The sequence below is a fragment of the Pseudarthrobacter sp. YAF2 genome (assembly GCF_052113345.1).
Lineage (GTDB): Bacteria > Actinomycetota > Actinomycetes > Actinomycetales > Micrococcaceae > Arthrobacter.
The window spans coordinates 77,219-99,183 of sequence record NZ_JBFRDA010000009.1 but is presented as its reverse complement, the minus strand read 5'-3'; the positions used below and the strand labels follow the sequence as shown (position 1 = coordinate 99,183).

The window sequence follows — 21,965 nt, the reverse complement described above, 5'->3', positions numbered from 1 at the left end:
TAGGGCAATCTTCTTAGCATGTCCGCAACCACGCGCTCAACGAGGAGCAAGCCCAAGAACCCCGGCTCGCAGTCAGCCCTGCGGCAGCTGAACCAGCAGCGGATCATTGAGGCACTTATGGGGGGTCCGTCCACGCAGGCGGAGCTCGCCCGGCAGACAGGGCTGTCCACGGCCACCGTCTCGAACATCGTCAAAATCATGCTGGACTCCGGCCTGGCCTCCACAGAACCTATTACCAGTTCCGGCCGCCGGGCACTGAACGTGCGGCTCAACAGCAACGGCGCCGTTGCGGTCGGCATTGACTTCGGCCGCCGGCACCTGCGGGTGGTCCTTGCCTCCCTCAGCTACCACGTCATTGCCGAAGAATCCGTACTGCTCCCGCTCGGCCACCAGGCAGGCGACGGCATCCAGGCGGCGGTGGAACTGTTGGACAAACTGCTCCGGGAAAGCGGGGTGGAACGCAGCTACATGGTGGGCGCCGGCGTCGGAATTCCAGGCCCCATAGACCGTCGGACCGGTACAGTCGCGCAGGGGGCAATCCTTCCCGAATGGGTGGGCATCAACATCCTCCAGCACCTCGAGGAAACCCTGGGAATCCCGGTATTTGTTGACAACGACGCGAATCTGGGTGCGTGGTCCGAAGTCACGTGGGGGCAGCACTCGGGGGTCAGCAACCTGCTGTTCTTGAAGATCGGTTCCGGCATCGGTGCCGGCTTGATCCTCAACGGAGCGCCGTACTACGGCAACGTGGGAATCACCGGCGAAATCGGCCATGCCACCATCCACGAGCAAGGGCTCGTGTGCAGTTGCGGGAACCGCGGATGCCTGGAAACCATCGCGTCCACCACCACTATGATCGAACTCCTGAGCCGCGGCGAGGACCGGCCGTTAACCCCAGCCGACATCGTCAGGAAAGCCTTGAACCGGGACTCCGCAACCCTCCGCGTGGTGGACGACGCGGGCCTGGCCGTGGGTCGCGCCCTCGGCAACGTGGCCAACCTGATCAACCCCGAAGTCATCGTGGTGGGCGGCCCGCTGGCAGGCCTCGGCGACATCCTGCTGGACCCTATCCGCAGGGGGCTGATCCGGCACGCGGTGCCGGTGATCGGCGAAACCACCACCCTGGCCATGTCGTCGCTGGGCGACCGCGCCGAAGCCCTGGGAGCGGCCGCTTTGGTGTTCCAGCATGCAGGTATCCGCAGGTCGTAGACCATTTCGTTATCCGGCAATTGCGTTAAAGACTTGACGACAACAGCTGTGATCCAGTTTACTTTTGGTTCAGACGGCCCTGCGCTTTGCCGGCCGGACAAAGAAGTCATTGCATTGGAGGGTTAGGGCTCATGACGTCCCAGACCACGCATACGGATCCGATCATCCTCGAGATGCGGTCCATCACCAAGGAATTCCCTGGCGTTAAAGCCTTGTCGAACGTAAGCCTCCGGGTTAAGGCCGGCGAAATCCACGCCATCTGCGGCGAAAACGGCGCCGGCAAGTCCACCCTCATGAAGGTCCTGTCCGGCGTGTACCCCTACGGAACCTACGACGGCGACATCGTCTACCAAGGCCAGGTCCAGCAGTTCCGGGACATCAGGGCCAGCGAGCACGCCGGAATCGTCATCATCCACCAGGAACTGGCGCTGATCCCCGAGCTGTCCATTATGGAGAACATCTTCTTGGGCAACGAACCCACCAAGCGGGGCATCATCGACTGGGCCGAGGCCCGGCTGCGGTCCCTGGACCTGCTGGCACGGGTGGGCCTGCGGGATGACCCGGACACTCCCATCAAGGAAATCGGCGTCGGCAAGCAGCAACTGGTGGAAATTGCCAAGGCGCTGAACAAGTCCGTGAAGATTTTGATCCTGGACGAGCCCACTGCCGCACTCAACGAGTCTGACTCCCAGCACTTGCTGGACCTGATGCTGGGCCTGAAGGCAAAGGGCATCACCTCGATCATCATTTCGCACAAGCTCAACGAAATTGAGCAGGTCGCCGATTCGATCACCATCATCCGCGACGGCAAGTCCATCGAGACGCTGGACGTCAAGAAGGACGGCGTGGACGAGGACCGGATCATCAAGGGCATGGTGGGCCGAACCCTGGAATCCCGCTTCCCGGACCACACGCCCAAGATCGGCGAGGTGTTCTTCGAGGTCAAGGACTGGACCGTTGGCCACCCGGCCATCCAGGACCGCCTGGTGTGCAAGGGCTCGAACTTCTTCGTCCGCCGCGGGGAAATCGTCGGCTTCGCCGGGCTTATGGGCGCCGGGCGAACGGAACTGGCCCGCTCGGTCTTCGGCCGGTCCTACGGCCGCTTCATCGACGGCCACATCTACAAAGACGGCAAGGAAGTGGTCCTCAAGAACGTCCGGCATGCCATCGACGCCGGGCTGGGCTACGTCACCGAGGACCGCAAGTCATTGGGCCTGAACCTCCTGGATGACATCAAGACCACCACCGTGGCGGCAAACCTCCGCAAAATCAGCCACAACTTCGTGGTGGACGCCAACCAGGAGTTCACGGTTGCGGAGCAGTACCGCAAGTCGCTGCGGACCAAGACGCCGTCCGTCGAGGAAGGCGTTGCCAAGCTCTCCGGCGGCAACCAGCAGAAAGTGGTCCTCGCCAAGTGGATGTTCACCGACCCCGACCTGCTGATCCTCGACGAGCCCACCCGCGGTATCGACGTCGGCGCCAAGTATGAGATCTACGGCATCATCCAGCAGCTCGCCAACCAGGGCAAGGGCGTCATCGTTATTTCCTCGGAGCTTCCCGAGCTCCTGGGCCTGTCCGACCGCATCTACACCATCTTCGAAGGCGCCATTACCGGCGTCCTGAACAAAGACGAGGCCAGCCAGGAAAGCCTGATGAAACTGATGACCTCCGCTACCCGAAAAGCCGCCTGACCTTCTGGCGATCCCCAGAACCTTCCGGACACAAGGACTGACACCATGAACGCCTTCAAAAAGCTGTTTGGCGGCAACACCCGCCAATTCGGCATGATCTTCGCCCTGGTTGCGCTGATCATTTTCTTCCAAATCTTCACTGACGGCCGCACCCTCACTCCCGGCAACGTCATTAACCTCTTCAACGGCAACTCCTACATCCTGATCCTGGCGATCGGCATGGTCCTGGTGATCATCGCCGGGCACATCGACCTCTCTGTCGGTTCGGTCGCGGCGTTCGTCGGAGTCAGCGTCGCCCTGGCGATCCGGGATTGGGGAATTCCCTGGTATGCCGGCGTGCTTCTGGGCCTGGTACTCGGAGCCCTGATCGGAGCGTGGCAGGGCCTTTGGACGGCGTATGTGGGCATCCCTGCCTTCATCGTCACCTTGGCCGGCATGCTCCTGTTCCGCGGCTTCAACCAGTTCGTGGGCAAGTCCAACACCATTCCCGTCCCGGAAGACTTCCAGTACCTGGGCTCCGGATATCTTCCCGAGGTGGGACCGGACACCGGGTTCAACAACCTGACACTCCTGATGGGCATAGCCGTTGCGGTCTTCGTCGTGGTGGGTGAACTTCGCGCCCGGGCACGGGCCAAGGCACTGGGCGCCGGCGTCCCGGAAATGTGGGTGACCGTGCTGAAGCTGGTGCTGATCTGCGCCGCCATCCTTTACGCCACCTACCTGTTCGCCACGGGCCGGCCCGGCACTTCGTTCCCCATCCCCGGCCTCATCCTGGCCGTCCTGGTACTGATCTACGGCTTCATCTCTTCCCGCACCGTCGTTGGCCGCCACGTCTACGCTGTTGGCGGCAACCGCCATGCGGCCGAGCTCTCCGGTGTCCAGTCCAAGAAGGTCAACTTCCTGGTCATGATGAACATGTCCATCCTGGCCGGCCTGGCGGGCATGATCTTCGTGGGCCGCTCAACCGCATCCGGCCCCTTTGACGGCGTTGGTTGGGAACTGGATGCCATTGCCGCAGTCTTCATCGGCGGCGCTGCTGTAACCGGCGGCGTGGGTACGGTCGTCGGCTCCATCATCGGTGGCCTGGTCATGGCGGTGCTCAACAACGGGCTGCAGCTCCTCGGCGTCGGCGCCGACCTCACCCAGATCATCAAGGGCCTGGTGCTCCTGATCGCCGTAGCGTTCGACGTCTACAACAAGTCGCAGGGCAAGCGGTCCATCATCGGCATGCTGACCCGGAACATGAACCGCAACACCTCGGGTCCCAGCAGCCCCATCCAGCCTGACGAAACAACCTCCACCAAGGAAGCGATCGCCAGGGAAGCCTGAAGTTTGCAGCCTGAATACTGTTCCATCACACAAAGAAAGAGAACCAACAATGCGAATGTTTGGTAATGCAGGAAAGGCCGCAGCAGTTGCTGCCATCGCAGCACTGGCGCTGACGGGCTGTGGACGCTCGGAGCCATCCGGTGGTTCCAGCAGCGGCGCCGCAGGGTTCGACCAGAGCTCCTCCATCGGCGTCGCGCTTCCGCAGAAGACCAGTGAAAACTGGGTCCTGGCCGAGAAGCTGTTCAACGACGGCCTCAACGGCGCGGGGTTCAAGGCTGACGTCCAGTTCGCCAACGGCGGCGTCTCGGAGCAGCAGAACCAGATCAGCGCCATGGTCACCAAGGGTGCCAAGGTCATTATCGTGGGCGCCATCGACGGCTCCCAGCTGGGTACGCAGCTCAAGCAGGCCAAGGACGCCGGCGCCACCATCATCGCCTATGACCGCCTCCTGCTGAACACCGCCAACGTGGACTACTACGTGGCCTACGACAACTTCAAGGTCGGCGTTCTCCAGGGCCAGGCCCTGCTGGACGGACTCAAGGCCAAGAAGCCGACCGGCCCCTACAACGTCGAACTGTTCGCCGGTTCCCCGGACGATGCCAACGCCAAGGTGTTCTTCGACGGCGCCATGAGCATCCTGAAGCCCAAGATCGACGACGGCACCCTCAAGGTTGTCTCCGGACAGACCAGCTTCGAGCAGGCCGTAACCCAGGGCTGGAAGGCTGAAAACGCCCAGCGCCGCATGGACACCCTGCTCAGCGGCAGCTACAGCAGCGCCAATGTTGACGGCGTCCTGTCCCCCAACGACACCCTGGCCCGCGCCATCCTGACCTCCGTCAAGGCCGCCGGCAAGCCGATCCCCGTCGTCACCGGCCAGGACTCCGAGGTTGAGTCGGTCAAGTCCATCCTTGCCGGCGAGCAGTACTCCACCATCAACAAGGACACCCGCAAGCTCGTCGAGCACGCCATCACCATGGTCAAGGACCTTCAGGCCGGCAAGAAGCCTGAGGTCAACGACGACAAGTCCTACAACAACGGCAACAAGGTTGTTCCCGCCTACCTGCTGGAGCCGGTCATCGTGACCGCCGCCAACGTGAAGACGGCCTACACGGACGACCCTGTACTCGGCCCGATCACCAAGTAGCACCCTTTATAAGAGCCGGGATAATCCGGCAACAGGAAAGCCCGGTCCCTTCGTGGGGCCGGGCTTTCCCGCGTCTGGCTAGCGCTGGACCCGGAGCACTCCCGGGCCGGTGAACTGCGTGGCGTGGTTCTTCACGGCCTCTGGCGTGGTGAATGCCTTGTAGCCGTAGGCGTCGGCGGGGTTCCAGCCCACATCCGTGGTGAAGTCCCAGCCCGTCCAGTCCGCGGCGGGAGTCCCCGTCTCTTCCGCTTCGGCAAGAGCTTCCGCACGGTGTTGGTCGAAGGAGGCACGGGCCACCGCGTTAAGATCCGCTTCGGACCCGTTGAACCACGACCCCGTATCGCTGAAGCGGTTGCCGTTGTAGCTGCTGACCATAACGCTCTGGTCAGCGCCGGGTCCGGTGTATTCGAAGGCATTGCGTTCGGAATAGATCCGTGATTCGTAGCCGGCGCCGAGGAAGTAGCTGTGGCCGCCCTGCCCTTCGCTGATCATGGGATACTCGGGATGATCCGTGCTGCCAACGAAGTAGTTGTTCACCACATGGACCTCGCCGAAGCGTACGCGCGGTCCGCGCTGCTGGATGTCCTCGAAGAGGTTACCGATATATGTGACACGAAGCTTCCCGCCGTCCTTGTCCACGTGCTCATCACCCGATCCCAGGAGCATGGTCTTGTCGTGGTCGGACAGGCTGCTGTTCGAAACGGTGACGAAATCGGTGCCGTCCTTAAGGTCCAGCAGTCCATCGTGCCGGTTGGCCGGCTTGTTCCGGAAGCCCATCGGCGCCTCGCTGTCGGGGAACCTGCCGTCGGACAGGTGGACGTGATCTATCCAAACGTGGTTGGACGTCACTGACGAGACAGCATCGAAGCGCGCGTTCCAGGCTCCGTCGCCGTCGTCGGGAGACCATGTGGTGAAGAAATCCACGGGCGCTTCAATGCTGAGGTTTCGAATGACCACGTTCGAGGCGCTAAGGATCACGATGTTGGCACCCACGAAGCCAGCGCCGCCATCCACCCCAACGAGGGTGGTGTTGCTGGGGATGCTGACCTCGATCTGCCGCTTCATGTTGTTGCTGCCCGTCTGGCGCAGTTGGCGCTGCTTTTTGCAGTAATCGAAGGCCTGGTCGCTCCACATCTTGCCCTCCGGCCCGAAGCAGGACATGTACTTGGTGATGTCGTATCCAGACGCGTAATCCTGTTCCCCGAGGATGCGGCCGTCCGGTGCCTGGTTGCCGTCGATGGTGCCGCTGACGTAAACCACCTTCGGCGCCGTGGGCTCACCATGGTTGGCCAGCGCAGCCTTCAGCCCGGCAAGTGTGCTCACCTCATAGGTGTTTGCGGCAGGTGCGCCGGCGCCGCCATTGGTACCGCTTCCGACGGCGGCCCAGCCAGTGGGTGCCGCATCATCAGCACGGATTATGCCGCCGCCAGTTGGCGCCGGGGTGGCCGGGGCGGGAGCTGCCACAGCAATTCCGACGGCCAGCGCGCAGAGGACGGAAGTGGAGAACGCAGCGACACGCGGCAGACGCCGCTGCGCTGAGGGGAAGGGTCGAAGCATTTTCAGGGACGTCATTGGCCTGGTTTCCGGCATGCCAAATAGACCACATGCCTTGGTACGTGGTGCATCGGATGGGTTACGACTCAATTCAGAAAACGCTTTCTGAGGAGACTCTTAATATTTAGTACTTACGTGACAAAGCTGTCAATAGCACTTCACAGCACAAACACAGTTTTGGCCGGATTCCTGCACAGCATGCCCGGGGAAGGTTGATTCGAAGCCGGCCCTCCGCGCCGGCACCTGAGTCCTAGGAGTAACGTGAGCGTCCTCGCCCGAAGCGTAGGCAATGCCTTCAGAAACAAGGTCCGCACCGCAGCCGTTGTCGCGGTCCTGGCCGTCGCCATTGGATTGGCCCTGGCCATGCTGGTGGCAAACCAGGCAGTCGGGGCTAAAGTCCAGGAGCTCAACGCCTCCGTCGGCACCGTCCTGACCGTGAACCCTGCCGGCGGGCAAGGTTTTGAAGGCGGCGGGGAGCCGCTCACCGCCGACCAGGCAGCCACTGCCGCTGCCGTGCCCAACGTCAGTGCCGTCGTCGGGACCTCATCCCTCCGCCTCCGCAATGCCGCAGCGCAGGCAGCGGCGGCCCAGACGGGCCAGCCCGGTCCCGGCGGCGGGCAGGGCGGCCCCGGCGGCCAGTCCGCGGCCACCCTGACCACCAGCCTGACTGCGGCGGTGGACGCCGGCACGCTGGGCAACCGCAACCAGCAGGCCAACGGGACCACAGGATCCACCGGAAGTATGCAGGCTGTCAGATCCCTGCCGATCACCGCCACCGGGATCGGCGCCGAGGTGGACAGCACGGGCAAGGCGCTGAACATCACGCAGGGCTCCGGACTTGGCGACTACTCAGCAGCATCAACCAGCGCGCTGCTCGGCACAACCCTGGCTGAGAAGAACAACCTCGCAATCGGTTCCACCTTCACCATCAATGACCAGACCTACACGGTCGCCGGACTCTTCGACGCAGGCACCGCGTTCGGCAATAACGCCGTGTACGTGACGCTGCCCACCGCCCAGACCCTGGCCGGGACGCCCAATGAGCTGTCCAGCATTATCGTGACGGTCAACTCGATGAACAATGTGGCCTCCACCAAGACGGCACTGCAAACGGCGCTCGGCACCGACAAGGCAGACGTCACACAGGGCCAGAATCTGCAGACTGCCGTCAGCTCCCTGGACAGCGTCAAGAACATCTCCTTCATCGCATTCATCGCCGCCCTAGCCACGGCAGGCCTGATAATCCTGCTCATCATGGTGATGCTGGTCCGGGAGCGGCGCCGCGAGATCGGCGTGCTGAAAGCCATCGGCGCGCCCAACCGCACCATCGGCCTCCAGTTCGTCCTGGAAGCACTGGTGCTCGCCGCCATGGGCAGCGCAGTGGGAGCCGCCATCGCATCATTCGCCAGCGGCGGTATTGCTTCGGCCCTGATCAGCAGCAACAGCACCACCACTGCCGCCACAACCACCGGCCGCGGGTTCCCGGGCGGGGCAGGGGGCTTCCCCGGCGGCCAGGGCGGCCCCTTTGGCGGCGCCTCCCAGCTGTTGAACTCCGTGACGGCGAGCGCATCACCTGAAGTCATCGCCGGTGGCATTGCTGCAGTGTTCGGCGTCGCCATCGTCGGCGCCCTGGTTCCCGCGCTGCTCACGGCGCGTATCCGTCCCATCGAAGTCCTGCGAGGAGAATAGCCATGATTGAAGTCAAGAACCTGGTCCGCACCTTCAACTCAGGTGACCGCACCATCAAGCCGGTCAACGACGTCAGCTTCGTCCTGGAGCAAGGCAGCCTCGCCTCGATCGTAGGCAAGAGCGGCAGCGGCAAGAGCACCCTGCTGTCCCTCCTGGGTGCCCTGGACAAACCCACCAGCGGAGACGTGGTGGTCAATGGTGTGAGCCTCGCCAGGATGCCGGACGCCAAACTGACCGAGTACCGCCGGCGCGATATTGGTTTCGTATTCCAGCAGTTCAACCTGATCCCCAACCTGTCAGCCGTGGATAACGTCATGCTGCCCATGGAGTTTGCCGGAATGCGCAAGGCAGCCCGGCTGCAGCGCGCAAAGGAGTTGCTGGAACAGGTCCAGCTGGACCCGTCCAAGCATGAGCGGCGCATCAACAGGCTTTCCGGCGGCGAGCAGCAGCGCGTAGCCATTGCCCGGGCACTGGCCAACGAACCCAAGCTCATCCTCGCCGACGAGCCCACCGGGAACCTGGACGAGCAAACCGGCGACCACATCATCGAGCTCCTCAGCTCGCTGAGCCGGGACCACAACACCACCATCCTCGTTGTGACGCATGACCGGGCCCTCGCCAACAAGACCGATCGCCGCTTCCGCCTGCAGCAGGGCAAGCTGACGGAGGAACCCGTCAGGGGCCGGGCCGCCGTCGCCGCCACCGCCTAAGGCATCCGGGGCTCAAGGTGCGGGCAAAACGCCCTGGCCTTGAGCCCCTTTTTTCCGTTCCCGTGTCCACTCTTGGCTACGCAATCCCCACCCCCGGCAGCGCTGTGACAGGATCGCGATATGACTGCTCCCATCGCCACGCCATGGCTGACCAGCCAGCCCGACCAGGACCCCCGGTCCGCTACGGGGGATCCGCTTCGCTGGGGAATCATCGCAACGGGCAGCATCGCCCGGGCCGTCTCACAGGATCTTGCGTTGCTTCAGGACGCCCGGCTGTACGCGGTCAGTTCCCGGGCGCAGGACTCCGCGGACGCGTTCGCCGTCGCCTACGATTTTGAGAAAGCCTACGCGGACGACGACGGTGTTCCCGGCTATCAGCGGCTCCTCGCCGATGACGCCGTGGACGTGGTCTACGTCGCCACGCCGCACGCCCAGCACCACGAGATTGTCCTCGCCGCCCTCAACGCCGGCAAGCATGTGCTCTGCGAAAAAGCCTTCACCATCAACGCCCGCGAAGCGGCCGAGCTCATCGATGTTGCCCGGAGCCGGAAGCTGTTCCTGATGGAAGCAGTCTGGAGCCGGTTCCTGCCCTCAATGCAGCGGGCTTTCGAAATTGCCGCTTCAGGTGAACTGGGCGACATCCACTGGATCAGCGCCGACCTCGGCTTTCCTGCGCCGTACTCACCCACCGCCAGGCTCTGGGCGCGCGAAGACGGCGGCGGTGCGCTGCTGGATTTGTCCGTTTATCCACTCCTCTGGGCGCTTGGCACCCTTGGCTTTCCCCAGACTGTGAGCGCCACGGGGTTCGTCAACGACGACGGCGTGGACGCCCAAAACGCGATGACTCTCGGCTACAGCCACGCGGCCCAGGTCCAGCTCACCTCATCGCTGTTGGCGCATGGGCCCCGGACCGCCACTGTTGCCGGAAGCCTGGGGTTCCTGCAGAGCGTCGGATCCATCAACAGTCCGCGCGAACTCATCATCGCCAATGGGTGGGAAAACCGCCGGACGGAAACGTTCGACGTCGTGGGAAAGGGCTACACCTACGAACTGCGCGAAGTGATGAGGTGCGTCCAACAGGGTCTCACCGAAAGTCCGGTGATGCCTCTCGAGGATTCGCTGAACACGATGCGGCTGTTCGACGGCGTCCGCGCGCAATTGGGCGTAACGTACCCCAACGACAGCCACTAGCGCTCGGGCCGATTTCCACGATTGTTTGCGCCAACCCCTAGACTTCCCGGAATGTCCGGTCCTACCCTGTAGACAGCATCGATTGCACCGGTCACTGGGGGGTGGTACGTATGGCTCGAATGAGTTCGCCATGGCGTGCCATGCGCCCGGCCCTCCTCGCCGGGGCAGCAGCAGTCATGTGGCTGACACTTTCGTCCACGGCAGCATCCGCCGACGCCGGACCGGACTCCTCGTCCCTCCCAGGCGGTGCCACCGGCACGGTTCTATCCCTGGCCAATAGCCTTTCGGATACGGTTTCACCGCCTCCCGCCGGCTCCGCGGCGGGAGTTACTGCTGCACCAGGGCTGGCGCAACCTGTGGCCGCCCGGATTTCCGGACTGGCGGACAACGCCATCGCCGGCGTTCCCGTGCTGGCGCAGGTGGTTCCGCCGGGAACTGTTTCCACAGTGTCTGCTCCGCTTGCCGACGTTGCCGATGCCGCGACGGCCAGGGCGGTGCAGGTGGTTGTGGCCCCCGCAGCCGAGGCCGTTCCCGTGCTCGAGCCCGTGCTCCAGCCCGTTTCTGATCTCCTGACTGGTGCCACCCCCGTGACCCTTCCAGCTTTGCCCGTCGACGCCTTACCAGGAGATCTTCCTGCCCTGGTCATCCCGGATCCTGGGGTGGCCCCGCCTGCGTCATTGGAAACGCCCGCGGCCGCCCTGGAAACAGCGTCGGAGCCGGGACCGGATTCCGGGGCGCTGCTGGACGAGCTTGGGGTCGGGGACGTCGCTCGGTTGCAAACCGCAGGTCAGGCAGCCCTCGCAAGCATGTCCGGGCATCCTTCCGTAGTGCCTGCCTCCGCTGATCCTGATTCCGGCCAATCCCTTCCCATTGACCCGGCGCAGCTGCCCGACCAGGTTCCTTCGGTCCCTGCATCCGGTACGGGCAGCGGCGGGTCATCCGGAGGTCCGTCCGGGGCCGCCGCGTGGCTTAGCCCGTTCGACTTTGGTTTTGAACACCCCGGCGCAGTACTCGCCGGTGAGGCTTCCGGGCACATCCCTGCCCCGGTTTCGTTCGACCCCGGTTCTTCACCTGATTAGTTGAGGCCGCCTGCCCTTTTCGGGCACCAAGTGGCATGACGGGCAGCGGATCGCGCGCCCGAACCTCAACTTTTCAGGAGTAATCACCATGAGTACCAACCTTCGCAGGGGGCTGCTTGGCACCCTCTTTGCCGGCGGCCTTCTGGCCTTCGGCTGCACTGCCGCAAACGCAGCGGACACTACCAGCGGAACTGACCTTTCCGCGTCCGCCCTCATCTCGGCGGCGCCCACTGATTCGACGTCGTTGGGCCTGCTGGGTGACCCAACGCCGTCGAGCTCAACGGGCGTCGCCGCCGCAGTGGACGTCAATCTCGGCCTCGGCACCAACGCCACCGGCAGCCCGACGGCGGACCTCGCCGTCAACGCCAACGTAGGCCTCGGCACCAACGCCACCGACACAGGAACCGGCACCACCGACCTGGCCGCCGCGGCAGACGTCAACCTCGGCCTCGGCACCAACACCACCGACACAGGAACCGGCACCACCGACCTGGCCGCCGCRGCRGACGTCAACCTCGGCCTCGGCCTCGGCTCTAGCGGAACAGGGACCACGGACGGCACCACCGGTCTCGCCGTCGACGCAGCCGTAAACCTCGGCACCGCCACCGACCCCGCAACCACCGGCACCACCGACCTGGCCGCCGCGGCAGACGTCAACCTCGGCACCAACACCACCGACACAGGAACCGGGACCACCGTTGACGCAGCCGTAACCCTCGGCACCGCCACCGACCCCGCAGTCACCGACCTGGCAGCCGCAGCGGACGTCACCCTCGGCCTCGGCACCAACGGAACAGGCACCACAGACGACACCACCGGCCTCGCCGTCGACGCAGCCGTAGACCTCGGCCTCGGCACCGCCACCAGCGGTGACACGGCAAGTGGAGTCGTTGCCGGCGTGGACCTGGGCACCGGTGTGAGCACCGGTACTGCAGGCAGCGGTGGCCTGGATGCCGCTGCCGACCTCGGCATTGATCTCGGCATCGGACTTGGCGTTGACGACGGCACGGGCACCACAGGCCCGGCCGACGGCACGGCCGGCGATGCCGGAACCGTTGATCCGGGAACCGGCACCCCCGGCGCAGGCGATCCTGCCGGCAACGGCAGCGATGGCACTGCCGGCGATGCCGGCACCCTTGACCCCGGGACCAACAACGCGGGCACGGGCGACGTCCCGTCAGCTTCCGCAGGCTCCAGGGCCGTCAGCGGAGCAATCGCCGCCGTCACAACCCCGCTCAGCAACCCTGCCACGGCAAGTTCCGCCCGCGCCAACACCGGGACAGCCAACACCAGCCTCGCCAAGACCGGCTGGGATGGATCCCTGGTGCCCCTGGCCCTGCTGCTCCTGGTGGCAGGACTCCTGGCTCTCCGCAAGCGCAAGGTCTCCTAAAGCCCTCTGTGCAGGATAAGTACCGCCCGCACGCAGGCGCCTGAAGGGGCCGCGTCGTGCGGGCCGGCGAGAGGAGGACACCCACCCCGAACAACGTGAGCGCAACACAAAACATGTCATCAGCACACATGTCCTTGTAGCCAATGGTCCGGCGGAAATGCTTTAACCAGCCGCCGGGCCGTTGGCGTGCCGCACTGCCAAAGCCAAGGTCAAACTGTGGTTTTACTGCGCCGCTCGTATAATTTGGGGTACGACAGTGCCGCAGCGCACCGGGAGGAACGGTCATGGTGGCGGAATCGCCTAGCTCCATCAAGAATGAAGTGGTCGGCGGACGTTACCGTTTGAGTGAGGTAATAGGCCGCGGCGGAATGTCATCGGTGTACTGCGCCCACGACGAAAACCTCGGCCGCGACGTCGCTTTGAAACTCTTCGCCCCGCAGGCCCCCGACGCGGATGAGCTCAAGCGCCAGGAAGCCGAGATCCAGCTGCTTGCCACGCTCAACCATCCGGGGCTGGTGACGCTGTTCGACGCTGGAATCGATGACCGGGTTCCGGACGAACCCAGGCCCTTCCTGACCATGGAGCTCGTCGAGGGCCAGGACCTCCGCAGCCGCATCCGGCACAGCCGCGTGCCATTGGAGGAACTGTCCGTCATCGGCGCAGGCATCGCCGACGCCCTGGCCTACGTGCATGGCCTGGGCATCATCCACCGCGACATCAAACCCGGCAACATCCTCCTGGTCCAGATCCGCCCCGGCGAGCCCCTGCGCCCCAAACTCACCGACTTCGGCATCGCGAGGATCGTGGACTCCACCAGGCTCACCGCCACCGGGACCATGGTAGGCACCGCCGCCTACCTCAGCCCCGAGCAGGCCCTCGGCAAGCCCCTGTCGTCGGCAACCGACATCTACTCGCTGGGGCTGGTTCTGCTTGAGTGCATCAAGGGCACCGTGGAGTATCCAGGCAGCGCGGTGGAATCCGCTGTCGCCCGGCTGCATCGCGCCCCGGAAATTCCCGACGACGTCCCTGCCGAATGGGCTGAGCTCATCCGCTCCATGACTTCCATCGAGCCACTCGAACGGCCAACCGCCGCCGACATCGAGACCTCGCTGCGTCAAGCCCTTGTCTCGCCCGCCTCCACCCCCGGCGAGCTGGCCGCGGAGACCACCCGGGTGCTGCCCGCGATGCCCTTCCACCCGCCGTCCATCACCGCCGAAGAATCGGTGGAAGAGCTGCGCGAAGCGTCTGCACCCGCCGGAGCAGCCGATCGCGACGCTGCGGCCCCGGCGGTCGCGCGGCGCCCTGCCGAGAAAAAGGCCTCCCGGTTGCGCAGGTTCTTCTGGCGCAACCGGTTCTGGCTGGCCGTGGTCCTCGGCATCCTGGTGGTTGCCGCAGCCGCCGCAGCGGTGCTGGTCAGCGTGTCCGCCCGGCCCACCGACGTCGTGCCTTATCCCACCGTCACGGGCACCCTGGGCGACCATCTGAAGGAACTCCAGAAGAGCGTGGCCCCGTGACGGTGCGCCCGACCACCGTGGCGCGGCTGGCCGTGGCCGGCTCCGCCGCGTTGCTGGCCGCCGCCCTCCTGGGTGCGTGTGCCGCCCCCGGAACGGGCCTGCAGCGGGAAGCGGCCACCCAGTTCCAGGCGCGGGTACTGGAAGTTACCCAGGCGGCCTCGCAGAACGATCCTGCCGCGGCCCTGAAGGCGCTGGACGGGCTTGAGTCCGACCTCTCAGCGGCAGCAGCGAAGGGCCAGGTTTCGGAGGAACGGAGCCGCAGCATCACCACTGTCGCCACCGCCGTCAGGGCAGATCTCAACGACGACGCCGTTGCTGCCCAGCAAGCTGCAGCGAAAGCCGCCGAGGACGCGCGGACAGCAGCCCGGCAAGCAGCCCAGAGCCCCTCCCCCTCAAAGTGGGGGTGCTCCGGAATCATCCGGAGCACCGCCTCTTAGTGGCTGCCGCAGCAGCGGCCAGGCTAGGCCAGGCTGGCGATGAACTTGTTAAGGGTCGCGGACGGACGCATCACAGCCGAAGCCTTGGCGTCCTCCGGGCGGTAGTAGCCTCCGATGTCCACGGGTGAACCCTGAACCTCAGCCAGCTCACCAACGATCGTTTCTTCCTTGGACGACAGCTCACTGGCGACGGAGCTGAACGCGGCGGCAAGGTCGCCGTCGGACGTCTGCTTGGCCAGTTCCTCAGCCCAGTAACGGGCCAGGAAGTAGTGGCTGCCGCGGTTATCCAGCTCGCCGGCACGGCGGCTGGGCGACTTGTTCTCCAGCAGGAACGTGCCGGTGGCGCGGTCCAGTGTGTCGGCCAATACCTGTGCGCGGGCGTTGCCGGTGGTGGTGGCCAGGTGCTCGAAGCTGACGGCAAGTGCCAGGAACTCGCCCAGGCTGTCCCAGCGCAGGTGGTTTTCCTTCAGCAGCTGCTGGACGTGCTTCGGGGCGGATCCGCCGGCGCCGGTCTCGAAGAGTCCGCCGCCGTTCATCAGCGGGACAACCGAGAGCATCTTGGCGCTGGTGCCCAGTTCCAGGATGGGGAACAGGTCCGTGAGGTAGTCGCGGAGCACGTTGCCGGTGACGGAGATGGTGTCTTCGCCCTTGCGGATCCGTTCCAGGGTGAAGGCGGTGGCCTTGACCGGGGACATGATCTGGAGGTCCAGGCCCTCGGTGTCGTGGTCCTTCAGGTACTCGTTGACCTTGGCGATCAGGTTGGCGTCGTGGGCCCGCTCTTCATCCAGCCAGAACACGGCAGGCATCTGCGAGGCGCGGGCGCGCGTGACGGCCAGCTTGACCCAGTCGCGGATGGGCGCGTCCTTGGTCTGGCATGCGCGCCAGATGTCACCGGGGACGACGTCGTGTTCGATCAGGACGTTCCCGTTGCCGTCAGCGATCTGCACCTTGCCGGCTTCCTGGATTTCGAACGTCTTGTCGTGGCTGCCGTACTCTTCGGCGGCCTGGGCCATCAGACCCACGTTCGGGACGGTGCCCATGGTGGTGGGGTCGTAGGCTCCGTTGGCACGGCAGTCATCGATGACCACCTGGTAGATGCCTGCGTAGGAGCTGTCCGGCAGGACCGCCAGGGTGTCAGCTTCCTTGCCGTCCGGGCCCCACATGTGGCCGGAGGTGCGGATCATGGCCGGCATGGAGGCGTCGACGATGATGTCGGAGGGCACGTTCAGGCTGGTGATGCCCTTGTCGGAGTCCACCATGGCCAGCGCGGGGCCGTCTTCCAGGCCCTTCTTGATCAGGTTCTGGACGCCCTCGCGGACGTCCGCCGGCAGGTCCTCGAGGCTGCTCAGGATGGCGGCCAGGCCATTGTTGGGGCTGATGCCGGCGGCACTGAGCTGCTTGCCGTAGGTCTCGAAGAGCTCGGAGAAGTATGCCTTCACCACGTGGCCGAAGATGATCGGGTCCGAAACCTTCATCATGGTGGCCTTCAGGTGTGCGGAGAACAGCACGCCCTCTTCCTTGGCACGGGCAACCTGGGCCTTCAGGAACTCGTCCAGTGCGGCGGCACGCATCACGGTGCCATCAATGACCTCGCCGGCCAGCACCGGGAAGGCCTTCTTCAGGACTTTCACCGAGCCGTCCTCACGGACCAGCTGGACGGCGATGGTGCCCTCGGACTCGATCACAACGGACTTCTCGTTGGAACGGAAGTCGTCCTGGCCCATGGTGGCCACGTTGGTTTTGGAGTCCGCAGTCCAGGCGCCCATGGAGTGCGGGTTCTGCCGGGCGTAGTTCTTCACCGACAGCGGCGCACGGCGGTCAGAGTTGCCTTCACGCAGGACCGGGTTCACTGCCGAGCCCTTGATCTTGTCGTAGCGCGAGCGGACGGCGGTCTCTTCATCCGAGGTGGGGTTGTCCGGGTAGTCCGGCAGTGCGTAGCCCTGGCCCTGCAGCTCTGCGATGGCCGCCTTCAGCTGCGGGATGGAAGCGCTGATGTTGGGCAGCTTGATGATGTTGGCTTCCGGCGTCTTCGCCAGCTCACCGAGTTCAGCAAGGGCGTCACCGATCTGCTGCTCCGGGGTGAGGTAGTCACCGAACACTGCAATGATGCGGCCGGCGAGCGAGATGTCGCGGGTCTCCACCTCCACACTTGCAGTCGAGGCGAAAGCCTCGATGATGGGCAGGAACGAATAGGTAGCCAGCATCGGCGCTTCGTCGGTGTGGGTGTAGATAATCTTGGACATGCGCGGGCGTCTCCCTGAAGGTCGGCTTGGTTGTGAAATCTTTGTCTATTTCACCAAGTACAACTTACCCGAGGACGCCGGTTTGAACCTTAACGGGCCTGCCGGATTACCCCGGTGAGAGCAGCATTACAGCGATGGAGAACGCCCGACGACGGCACGCACCAGGGTGCCCCGGCCGCCGTCGGCGCCGGTGGGCTGGTACCGGGCGCGCCCGCCGGATGATTGGTCACGAGTGTGTACAAACGCGGCCCGCGGCGATAAGTTCGCTAAGTCACTACCGATCCCGGGCCCAACCCCGTTCAGACAGGACAACAATGACACGTACCAGGTCCCTGGCATCCGGCCTCCTGACCTTTTCCGCGGCCGCCGTGCTGGCCCTCACCTCTGCCGGCGGGGCTTCGGCCACCCCCGCCCCGTCCGACGGGAAGGCCAATCCCTCGGTTGCCAGCATCAGTGTCGACGCCGGCGGCGCAGCTGACTACTGGACCCCCGAGCGGATGCAAAGCGCCATTCCGGGTGACACCCTGGCAGGCAAGGCGCTCGAGCGCGGTAACCGCTCGAGCCTCCCTGTCGTAGAGAAGGGCAACCCCTCCACCACCAAGGGAACCAAGGGCAAGCCCACCATCGCCAAGAGTGAGAACCCCGTCTCGCACATCGGCAAGGTCTTCTTCACCATGGGCACAACCAACTACGTGTGCTCGGGCAACGCCGTCTCCTCCGCAAACGGCAGCACCGTGGCAACGGCCGGACACTGCGTGAATGAGAGTGGCGCGTACGCCACCAACTTCGTCTTCGTGCCCGCCTACGACAACGGCGCCGCACCATACGGCAAGTGGACTGCCAAGGCCCTGTATGCCCCCACCCAATGGGTTGCCAACGGGGACATGACCTATGACACCGGCTTCGTCGTGGTGAACAAGGACAGTAACGGCCAGGCGCTTACGGACGTCGTTGGCGGCTCGGGCACTGCCTTCAACCAGGCCCGCGGCCTGACCTACACGGCCTACGGCTACCCGCAGGCCTCACCGTTCAACGGCACGTCCCTGTGGAGCTGCACCGGCACCGCGAAAAATGATCCCAACAACCCGAAGTTCGGCACCCAGGGCATTCCCTGCGACATGACGGGCGGTTCCTCGGGCGGCCCATGGTTCATCGGCATCGGTTCGGACGGTCTGCAGAACTCGATCAACAGCTACGGCTACAACGGCTCGGCTGTGATGTACGGCCCGTACTGGGGCACGGATATTGAGGCCACGTACACCGATGCAGCAGCCTCCTGAACCCGAGCCTGACGAGGGTTCCGTGAGCCATGTCGACCTGAACCAGTCGCCTGAGGAAGTCCTTGGGTACTGGACAGAGGAGCGGATGGCGGAAGCCAAGCCCAGGGAAATTCGGCTTCCCAAGCCGGAGCCCGGCCCTGGTGACGAGGAGTAGGCCAGCACAACGACGACGGCGCCCATCCCTGTGAAGGGGACGGGCGCCGTCGTCTGTCTGGTCGTTCAGTGGAAGAAGTGCCGGGCTCCGGTGAAGTACATGGTAATGCCGGCCGCATTGGCTGCCGCGACGACTTCCTCGTCGCGGACGGATCCGCCCGGCTGGACCACGGCGCGGACACCGGCGTCGACCAGGATCTGCAGGCCGTCGGCGAATGGGAAGAAGGCATCCGAGGCCGCCACGGCGCCGCGGGCCCGCTCCGGTGCGCCGCTCGCGTCCGCATTCGAGGCGCCGCCGGCACCTTCGACGTCGGACTCAACCTTCACGCCCAGGGTGTTGGCCCGCTCCACGGCGAGGCGGCACGAATCGAGCCTGTTGACCTGGCCCATGCCGATGCCCACGGCGGCGCCGTTGTCGGCAATCAGGATGGCGTTTGACTTCGCTGCACGGCACGCGGTCCAGGCGAAGGCGAGGTCCGCGAGGGTCTTTTCGTCGGCGGCCTCACCGGCCGCGAGGGTCCAGTTGGCGGGGTTGTCGCCGTCGGCGTCCACCTTGTCGCTGACCTGTACCAGCATGCCGCCGGAAACCTGGCGGAATTCCGTGGGGTACCGGCCGTAGCCTTCGGGGAGGGCAAGCAGACGGATGTTCTTCTTCTTGGAAAGGATTTCCACGGCCTCGGGTTCGAAGCCGGGGGCAATGACAACCTCAGTGAAGATGTCCTTGACGGTGTTGGCCATGCCGGCGGTGACGGGGCGGTTGGCAGCGATGACGCCGCCGAATGCGGAGACGGGGTCGCAGGCGTGGGCCTTGGCGTGCGCGTCGGCGATGGGGTCTGCGGCGTCCGCGGAGCCAACGGCAACACCGCACGGGTTGGCGTGCTTGATGATTGCGACGGCGGGTTCGCTGAAGTCGTAGGCGGCGCGCAGCGCGGCGTCGGCGTCGACGAAGTTGTTGTAGCTCATGGCCTTGCCGTGCAGCTGGTCCGCCTGGGCGATGCCAACCGGAGCGGCCTTGTCCACATAGAGTGCCGCCTGCTGGTGCGGGTTCTCGCCGTAGCGCAGGACCTCCGAGCGCTCCAGGGACAGGCCGGCATAGGCGGGCCAGTCGATGACACCGTCGCCGTCCTCATCCAGGAACTGGCTGGCGGTCCAAATGGCCACGGCATTGTCGTACGCCGCAGTGTGCGCGAACGCCTTGGCGGCGAGGCGTCGGCGCGTCTTCAGGTCGAAGCCGCCGGCGGCAGCGGCCGCCACCACCTGGCCGTAGAAGGACGGGTCCACAACAATGGCGACGGCGGCGTGGTTCTTCGCGGCCGAGCGAACCATCGCCGGGCCTCCGATATCGATCTGCTCGACGACGTCGTCCTGTGCGGCGCCGGACTTCACCGTCTCCACGAACGGGTAGAGGTTCACCACCACGAGGTCGAAGGCTTCGATGTCCATGCTGGCGAGCGTTTCCATATGGGCCGGGACCCGACGGTCGGCCAGGATGCCGCCGTGGACACGCGGGTGGAGCGTCTTGACGCGGCCGTCCAGCATTTCCGGGGAGCCGGTGACTTCTTCCACCTCCTGGACGGGGATGCCCGCGGCGGCGATCTTCTTGGCCGTGGAACCGGTGGAGACGAGCTTCACGCCTGCCGCGTGCAGGCCTGTGGCGAGCTCCTCCAGACCGGTTTTGTCGTAAACCGAGATGAGGGCCCGGCGGATGGGTACACGGTCAATGGATACGCGTTCATGCTGCGTGAAGCTCACAAATGTCTCCGTCTTATCTCGCGGAACAACGCCGCGGTTGGTGGGGATAGGGCCAGTTTATCGCGAAGGCAGCGGTTACCCCCTGTGTGCGCCGGAGTGTGAACGTCTGCAGGCCCGGATAGAGTCTTCAGCAGGAGGCGGCGATGAATACTTACACCACTGTGCCCAGCGGCGAACAGGTGGTCCAGGAACTGCCCTGGCGATGGAAAGTCCAGGGCAGGATCTTCCTGATCGGGGGCCTTGGCTTCATGTTTGACGCCTGGGATGTGACCCTGAACGGCATCCTCATCCCGCTTCTCTCCACGCACTGGGCACTGACACCGGGCGAGGCCGCTTGGGTGGGTACTGCCAATCTGATCGGAATGGCACTGGGCGCGTTCGCCTGGGGCACCATCGCGGATACGGTAGGCCGCAAGAAGGCGTTCACGGCAACGTTGCTCCTGTTTTCCATCTTCACGGTGCTGGGCGCCTTCTCCCCCGACTTCATGTGGTTCTGCATCTTCCGGTTCCTGGCAGGCTTCGGCCTGGGCGGCTGCATTCCGGTGGATTATGCCCTGGTGGGTGAGTTCACCCCAAGGAAGCAGCGCGGCAAGGTCCTGACCGCCATGGACGGCTGGTGGCCCGTCGGCGCCGCCCTGGCAGGGTTCGTCTCCGCCGGGCTGGTGGCCCTGAACGGTGACTGGCGCCTGACCATGCTGGTGATGGTTCTGCCGGCACTGCTGGTCTTCTGGGTGCGGCGGAGCGTCCCCGAGTCCCCGTTGTTCCTGATCCGCAAGGGCAGGCGGGAGGAAGCTGCCAGGATCATTGACGGGCTGGTGGTGGCCACAGGCGCCGAAACCCGGGCCTACAGCCTGCCCGATGCCAAGGATGCGCCGAGGCTTTCGGCCGGCAGCGCCTGGACGCAGTTGCGGTCCGTCTGGCAGTTCAACTGGAAGATCACCACAGCCGCCTGGGCCCTGTTCTTCAGCATTCTCCTGGTCTACTACCTGTCCCTGACCTGGATGCCGAGGATCCTGATCGGTGCCGGGTTCGCGGAGTACAAGGCGTTCGTCACCACGGCGTCCATGGCCGCCGTCGGTTTCCTTGGCGTGGTGGTGGCAGCGGCGCTCGTGGAACGGGTGGGACGCAAGTGGATCCTCGCCATCACCGGGCCGCTGTCCGCCCTGACCCTGGTGATCGTGGCGTTCGTGGTTGATATTCCCACGGCGGCGGTGTTCTGGCTGCTGGTGTTCGGGTTCGTGGTCCAGGTGGCCATCCCCGTGCTGTACGCGTACGTTTCAGAGCTGTACCCCACCGAGCTGCGAGGGAGCGGATTTGGCTGGGCATCCACGTTCTCGCGGCTGGGCGCCGGCTTTGGGCCGCTGATTTTCGCCAACTATCTCTGGCCGGAGCTGGGCCTTGCCACGTCCTTTGCGCTGGCCGGTGCCCTGGTGCTGGTGTCCGTGCTGTGGATGGCCTTCTTTTCCCCTGAAACCCGGCAGCGGCGGCTCCAGTAGCAGGAAGGCGGCCGCGCCCAGATTCGAATTCGACGCTCAAATTCCCTGACGCCCCTGCATCCGGTGCGCGTCAGGGAATTTGCGCGTCGAGGGGGAAGAAGTGC

17 protein-coding genes are annotated in these 21,965 nt (G+C 64.9%); 14 read left to right on the top strand and 3 right to left on the bottom strand.

Going from position 1 to position 21,965, the window contains the following annotated elements; translation table 11 throughout:
• The first annotated feature begins 18 nt into the window (after positions 1–18).
• The 4 genes from AB4Y79_RS10975 to AB4Y79_RS10960 all read left to right on the top strand — a co-directional run bounded on the left by AB4Y79_RS10975 (position 19) and on the right by AB4Y79_RS10960 (position 5,373).
• Positions 19–1,209: an ROK family transcriptional regulator gene (locus AB4Y79_RS10975; RefSeq protein ID WP_441861409.1), complete on the top strand. Its 1,191-nt coding sequence runs from the start codon at positions 19–21 to the stop codon at positions 1,207–1,209.
• A gap of 131 nt (positions 1,210–1,340) precedes the next feature.
• The gene (gene mmsA / locus AB4Y79_RS10970) at positions 1,341–2,900 is read left to right on the top strand and encodes a multiple monosaccharide ABC transporter ATP-binding protein (protein WP_441861406.1); all 1,560 of its coding nucleotides are present in this window, start codon (positions 1,341–1,343) and stop codon (positions 2,898–2,900) included.
• A gap of 45 nt (positions 2,901–2,945) precedes the next feature.
• Positions 2,946–4,229: a multiple monosaccharide ABC transporter permease gene (gene mmsB, locus AB4Y79_RS10965; RefSeq protein ID WP_441861403.1), complete on the top strand. Its 1,284-nt coding sequence runs from the start codon at positions 2,946–2,948 to the stop codon at positions 4,227–4,229.
• 49 nt (positions 4,230–4,278) lie between these two features.
• Positions 4,279–5,373 carry a substrate-binding domain-containing protein gene (locus tag AB4Y79_RS10960; RefSeq protein WP_441861400.1) on the top strand — a complete coding sequence of 365 codons (1,095 nt, stop codon included), beginning with the start codon at positions 4,279–4,281 and terminating at the stop codon, positions 5,371–5,373.
• Between the two features lie 78 nt (positions 5,374–5,451).
• On the opposite strand, the gene AB4Y79_RS10955 is transcribed toward AB4Y79_RS10960, so the two are convergent.
• Entirely contained in the window at positions 5,452–6,945 is a 1,494-nt protein-coding gene (locus tag AB4Y79_RS10955; RefSeq protein ID WP_441861397.1) for a pectate lyase family protein, read from the bottom strand.
• Between the two features lie 243 nt (positions 6,946–7,188).
• On the opposite strand from AB4Y79_RS10955, the gene AB4Y79_RS10950 reads away from it, so the two are divergent.
• The 7 genes from AB4Y79_RS10950 to AB4Y79_RS10920 all read left to right on the top strand — a co-directional run bounded on the left by AB4Y79_RS10950 (position 7,189) and on the right by AB4Y79_RS10920 (position 14,937).
• Positions 7,189–8,616, top strand: coding sequence for an ABC transporter permease (locus AB4Y79_RS10950; protein ID WP_441861394.1), 1,428 nt, complete (start codon positions 7,189–7,191; stop codon positions 8,614–8,616).
• A 2-nt stretch (positions 8,617–8,618) separates the two neighbouring features.
• Positions 8,619–9,326 carry an ABC transporter ATP-binding protein gene (locus AB4Y79_RS10945; RefSeq protein ID WP_441861391.1) on the top strand — a complete coding sequence of 236 codons (708 nt, stop codon included), beginning with the start codon at positions 8,619–8,621 and terminating at the stop codon, positions 9,324–9,326.
• A gap of 120 nt (positions 9,327–9,446) precedes the next feature.
• Positions 9,447–10,517, top strand: coding sequence for a Gfo/Idh/MocA family protein (locus AB4Y79_RS10940; RefSeq protein WP_441861388.1), 1,071 nt, complete (start codon positions 9,447–9,449; stop codon positions 10,515–10,517).
• Positions 10,518–10,636: 119 nt separating this feature from the next.
• Positions 10,637–11,596 carry a hypothetical protein gene (locus tag AB4Y79_RS10935; RefSeq protein ID WP_441861385.1) on the top strand — a complete coding sequence of 320 codons (960 nt, stop codon included), beginning with the start codon at positions 10,637–10,639 and terminating at the stop codon, positions 11,594–11,596.
• 88 nt (positions 11,597–11,684) lie between these two features.
• Positions 11,685–12,986 (top strand): hypothetical protein, encoded by a 1,302-nt coding sequence (locus AB4Y79_RS10930; protein WP_441861382.1) that lies wholly within the window; start codon positions 11,685–11,687, stop codon positions 12,984–12,986.
• A 284-nt stretch (positions 12,987–13,270) separates the two neighbouring features.
• Positions 13,271–14,500 (top strand): serine/threonine-protein kinase, encoded by a 1,230-nt coding sequence (locus AB4Y79_RS10925; protein ID WP_441861379.1) that lies wholly within the window; start codon positions 13,271–13,273, stop codon positions 14,498–14,500.
• On the top strand, positions 14,497–14,937 hold the full coding sequence (locus tag AB4Y79_RS10920) for a hypothetical protein (protein WP_441861376.1): 441 nt from the start codon (positions 14,497–14,499) through the stop codon (positions 14,935–14,937). Before AB4Y79_RS10925 ends, AB4Y79_RS10920 begins: the two co-directional genes overlap by 4 nt.
• Positions 14,938–14,960: 23 nt before the next feature.
• Here AB4Y79_RS10920 and AB4Y79_RS10915 read toward each other — a convergent pair whose 3' ends face one another.
• Positions 14,961–17,180, bottom strand: coding sequence for an NADP-dependent isocitrate dehydrogenase (locus tag AB4Y79_RS10915; protein ID WP_441861373.1), 2,220 nt, complete (start codon positions 17,178–17,180; stop codon positions 14,961–14,963).
• Between the two features lie 314 nt (positions 17,181–17,494).
• On the opposite strand from AB4Y79_RS10915, the gene AB4Y79_RS10910 reads away from it, so the two are divergent.
• Together AB4Y79_RS10910 and AB4Y79_RS10905 are read left to right on the top strand one after the other, a co-directional pair.
• Entirely contained in the window at positions 17,495–18,460 is a 966-nt protein-coding gene (locus AB4Y79_RS10910; protein ID WP_441861370.1) for a trypsin-like serine peptidase, read from the top strand.
• Between the two features lie 22 nt (positions 18,461–18,482).
• Positions 18,483–18,614, top strand: a complete 132-nt coding sequence (locus tag AB4Y79_RS10905) for a hypothetical protein (RefSeq protein WP_441861367.1) — start codon at positions 18,483–18,485, stop codon at positions 18,612–18,614.
• Between the two features lie 65 nt (positions 18,615–18,679).
• Here the strand turns inward: AB4Y79_RS10905 and purH are convergent, their stop codons facing one another.
• Entirely contained in the window at positions 18,680–20,365 is a 1,686-nt protein-coding gene (purH, locus tag AB4Y79_RS10900) for a bifunctional phosphoribosylaminoimidazolecarboxamide formyltransferase/IMP cyclohydrolase (RefSeq protein ID WP_441861364.1), read from the bottom strand.
• Between the two features lie 143 nt (positions 20,366–20,508).
• Between purH and AB4Y79_RS10895 the strand changes: the two genes are divergently transcribed.
• Positions 20,509–21,861 carry an MFS transporter gene (locus AB4Y79_RS10895; RefSeq protein WP_441861362.1) on the top strand — a complete coding sequence of 451 codons (1,353 nt, stop codon included), beginning with the start codon at positions 20,509–20,511 and terminating at the stop codon, positions 21,859–21,861.
• The last annotated feature ends 104 nt before the right edge of the window (positions 21,862–21,965 follow it).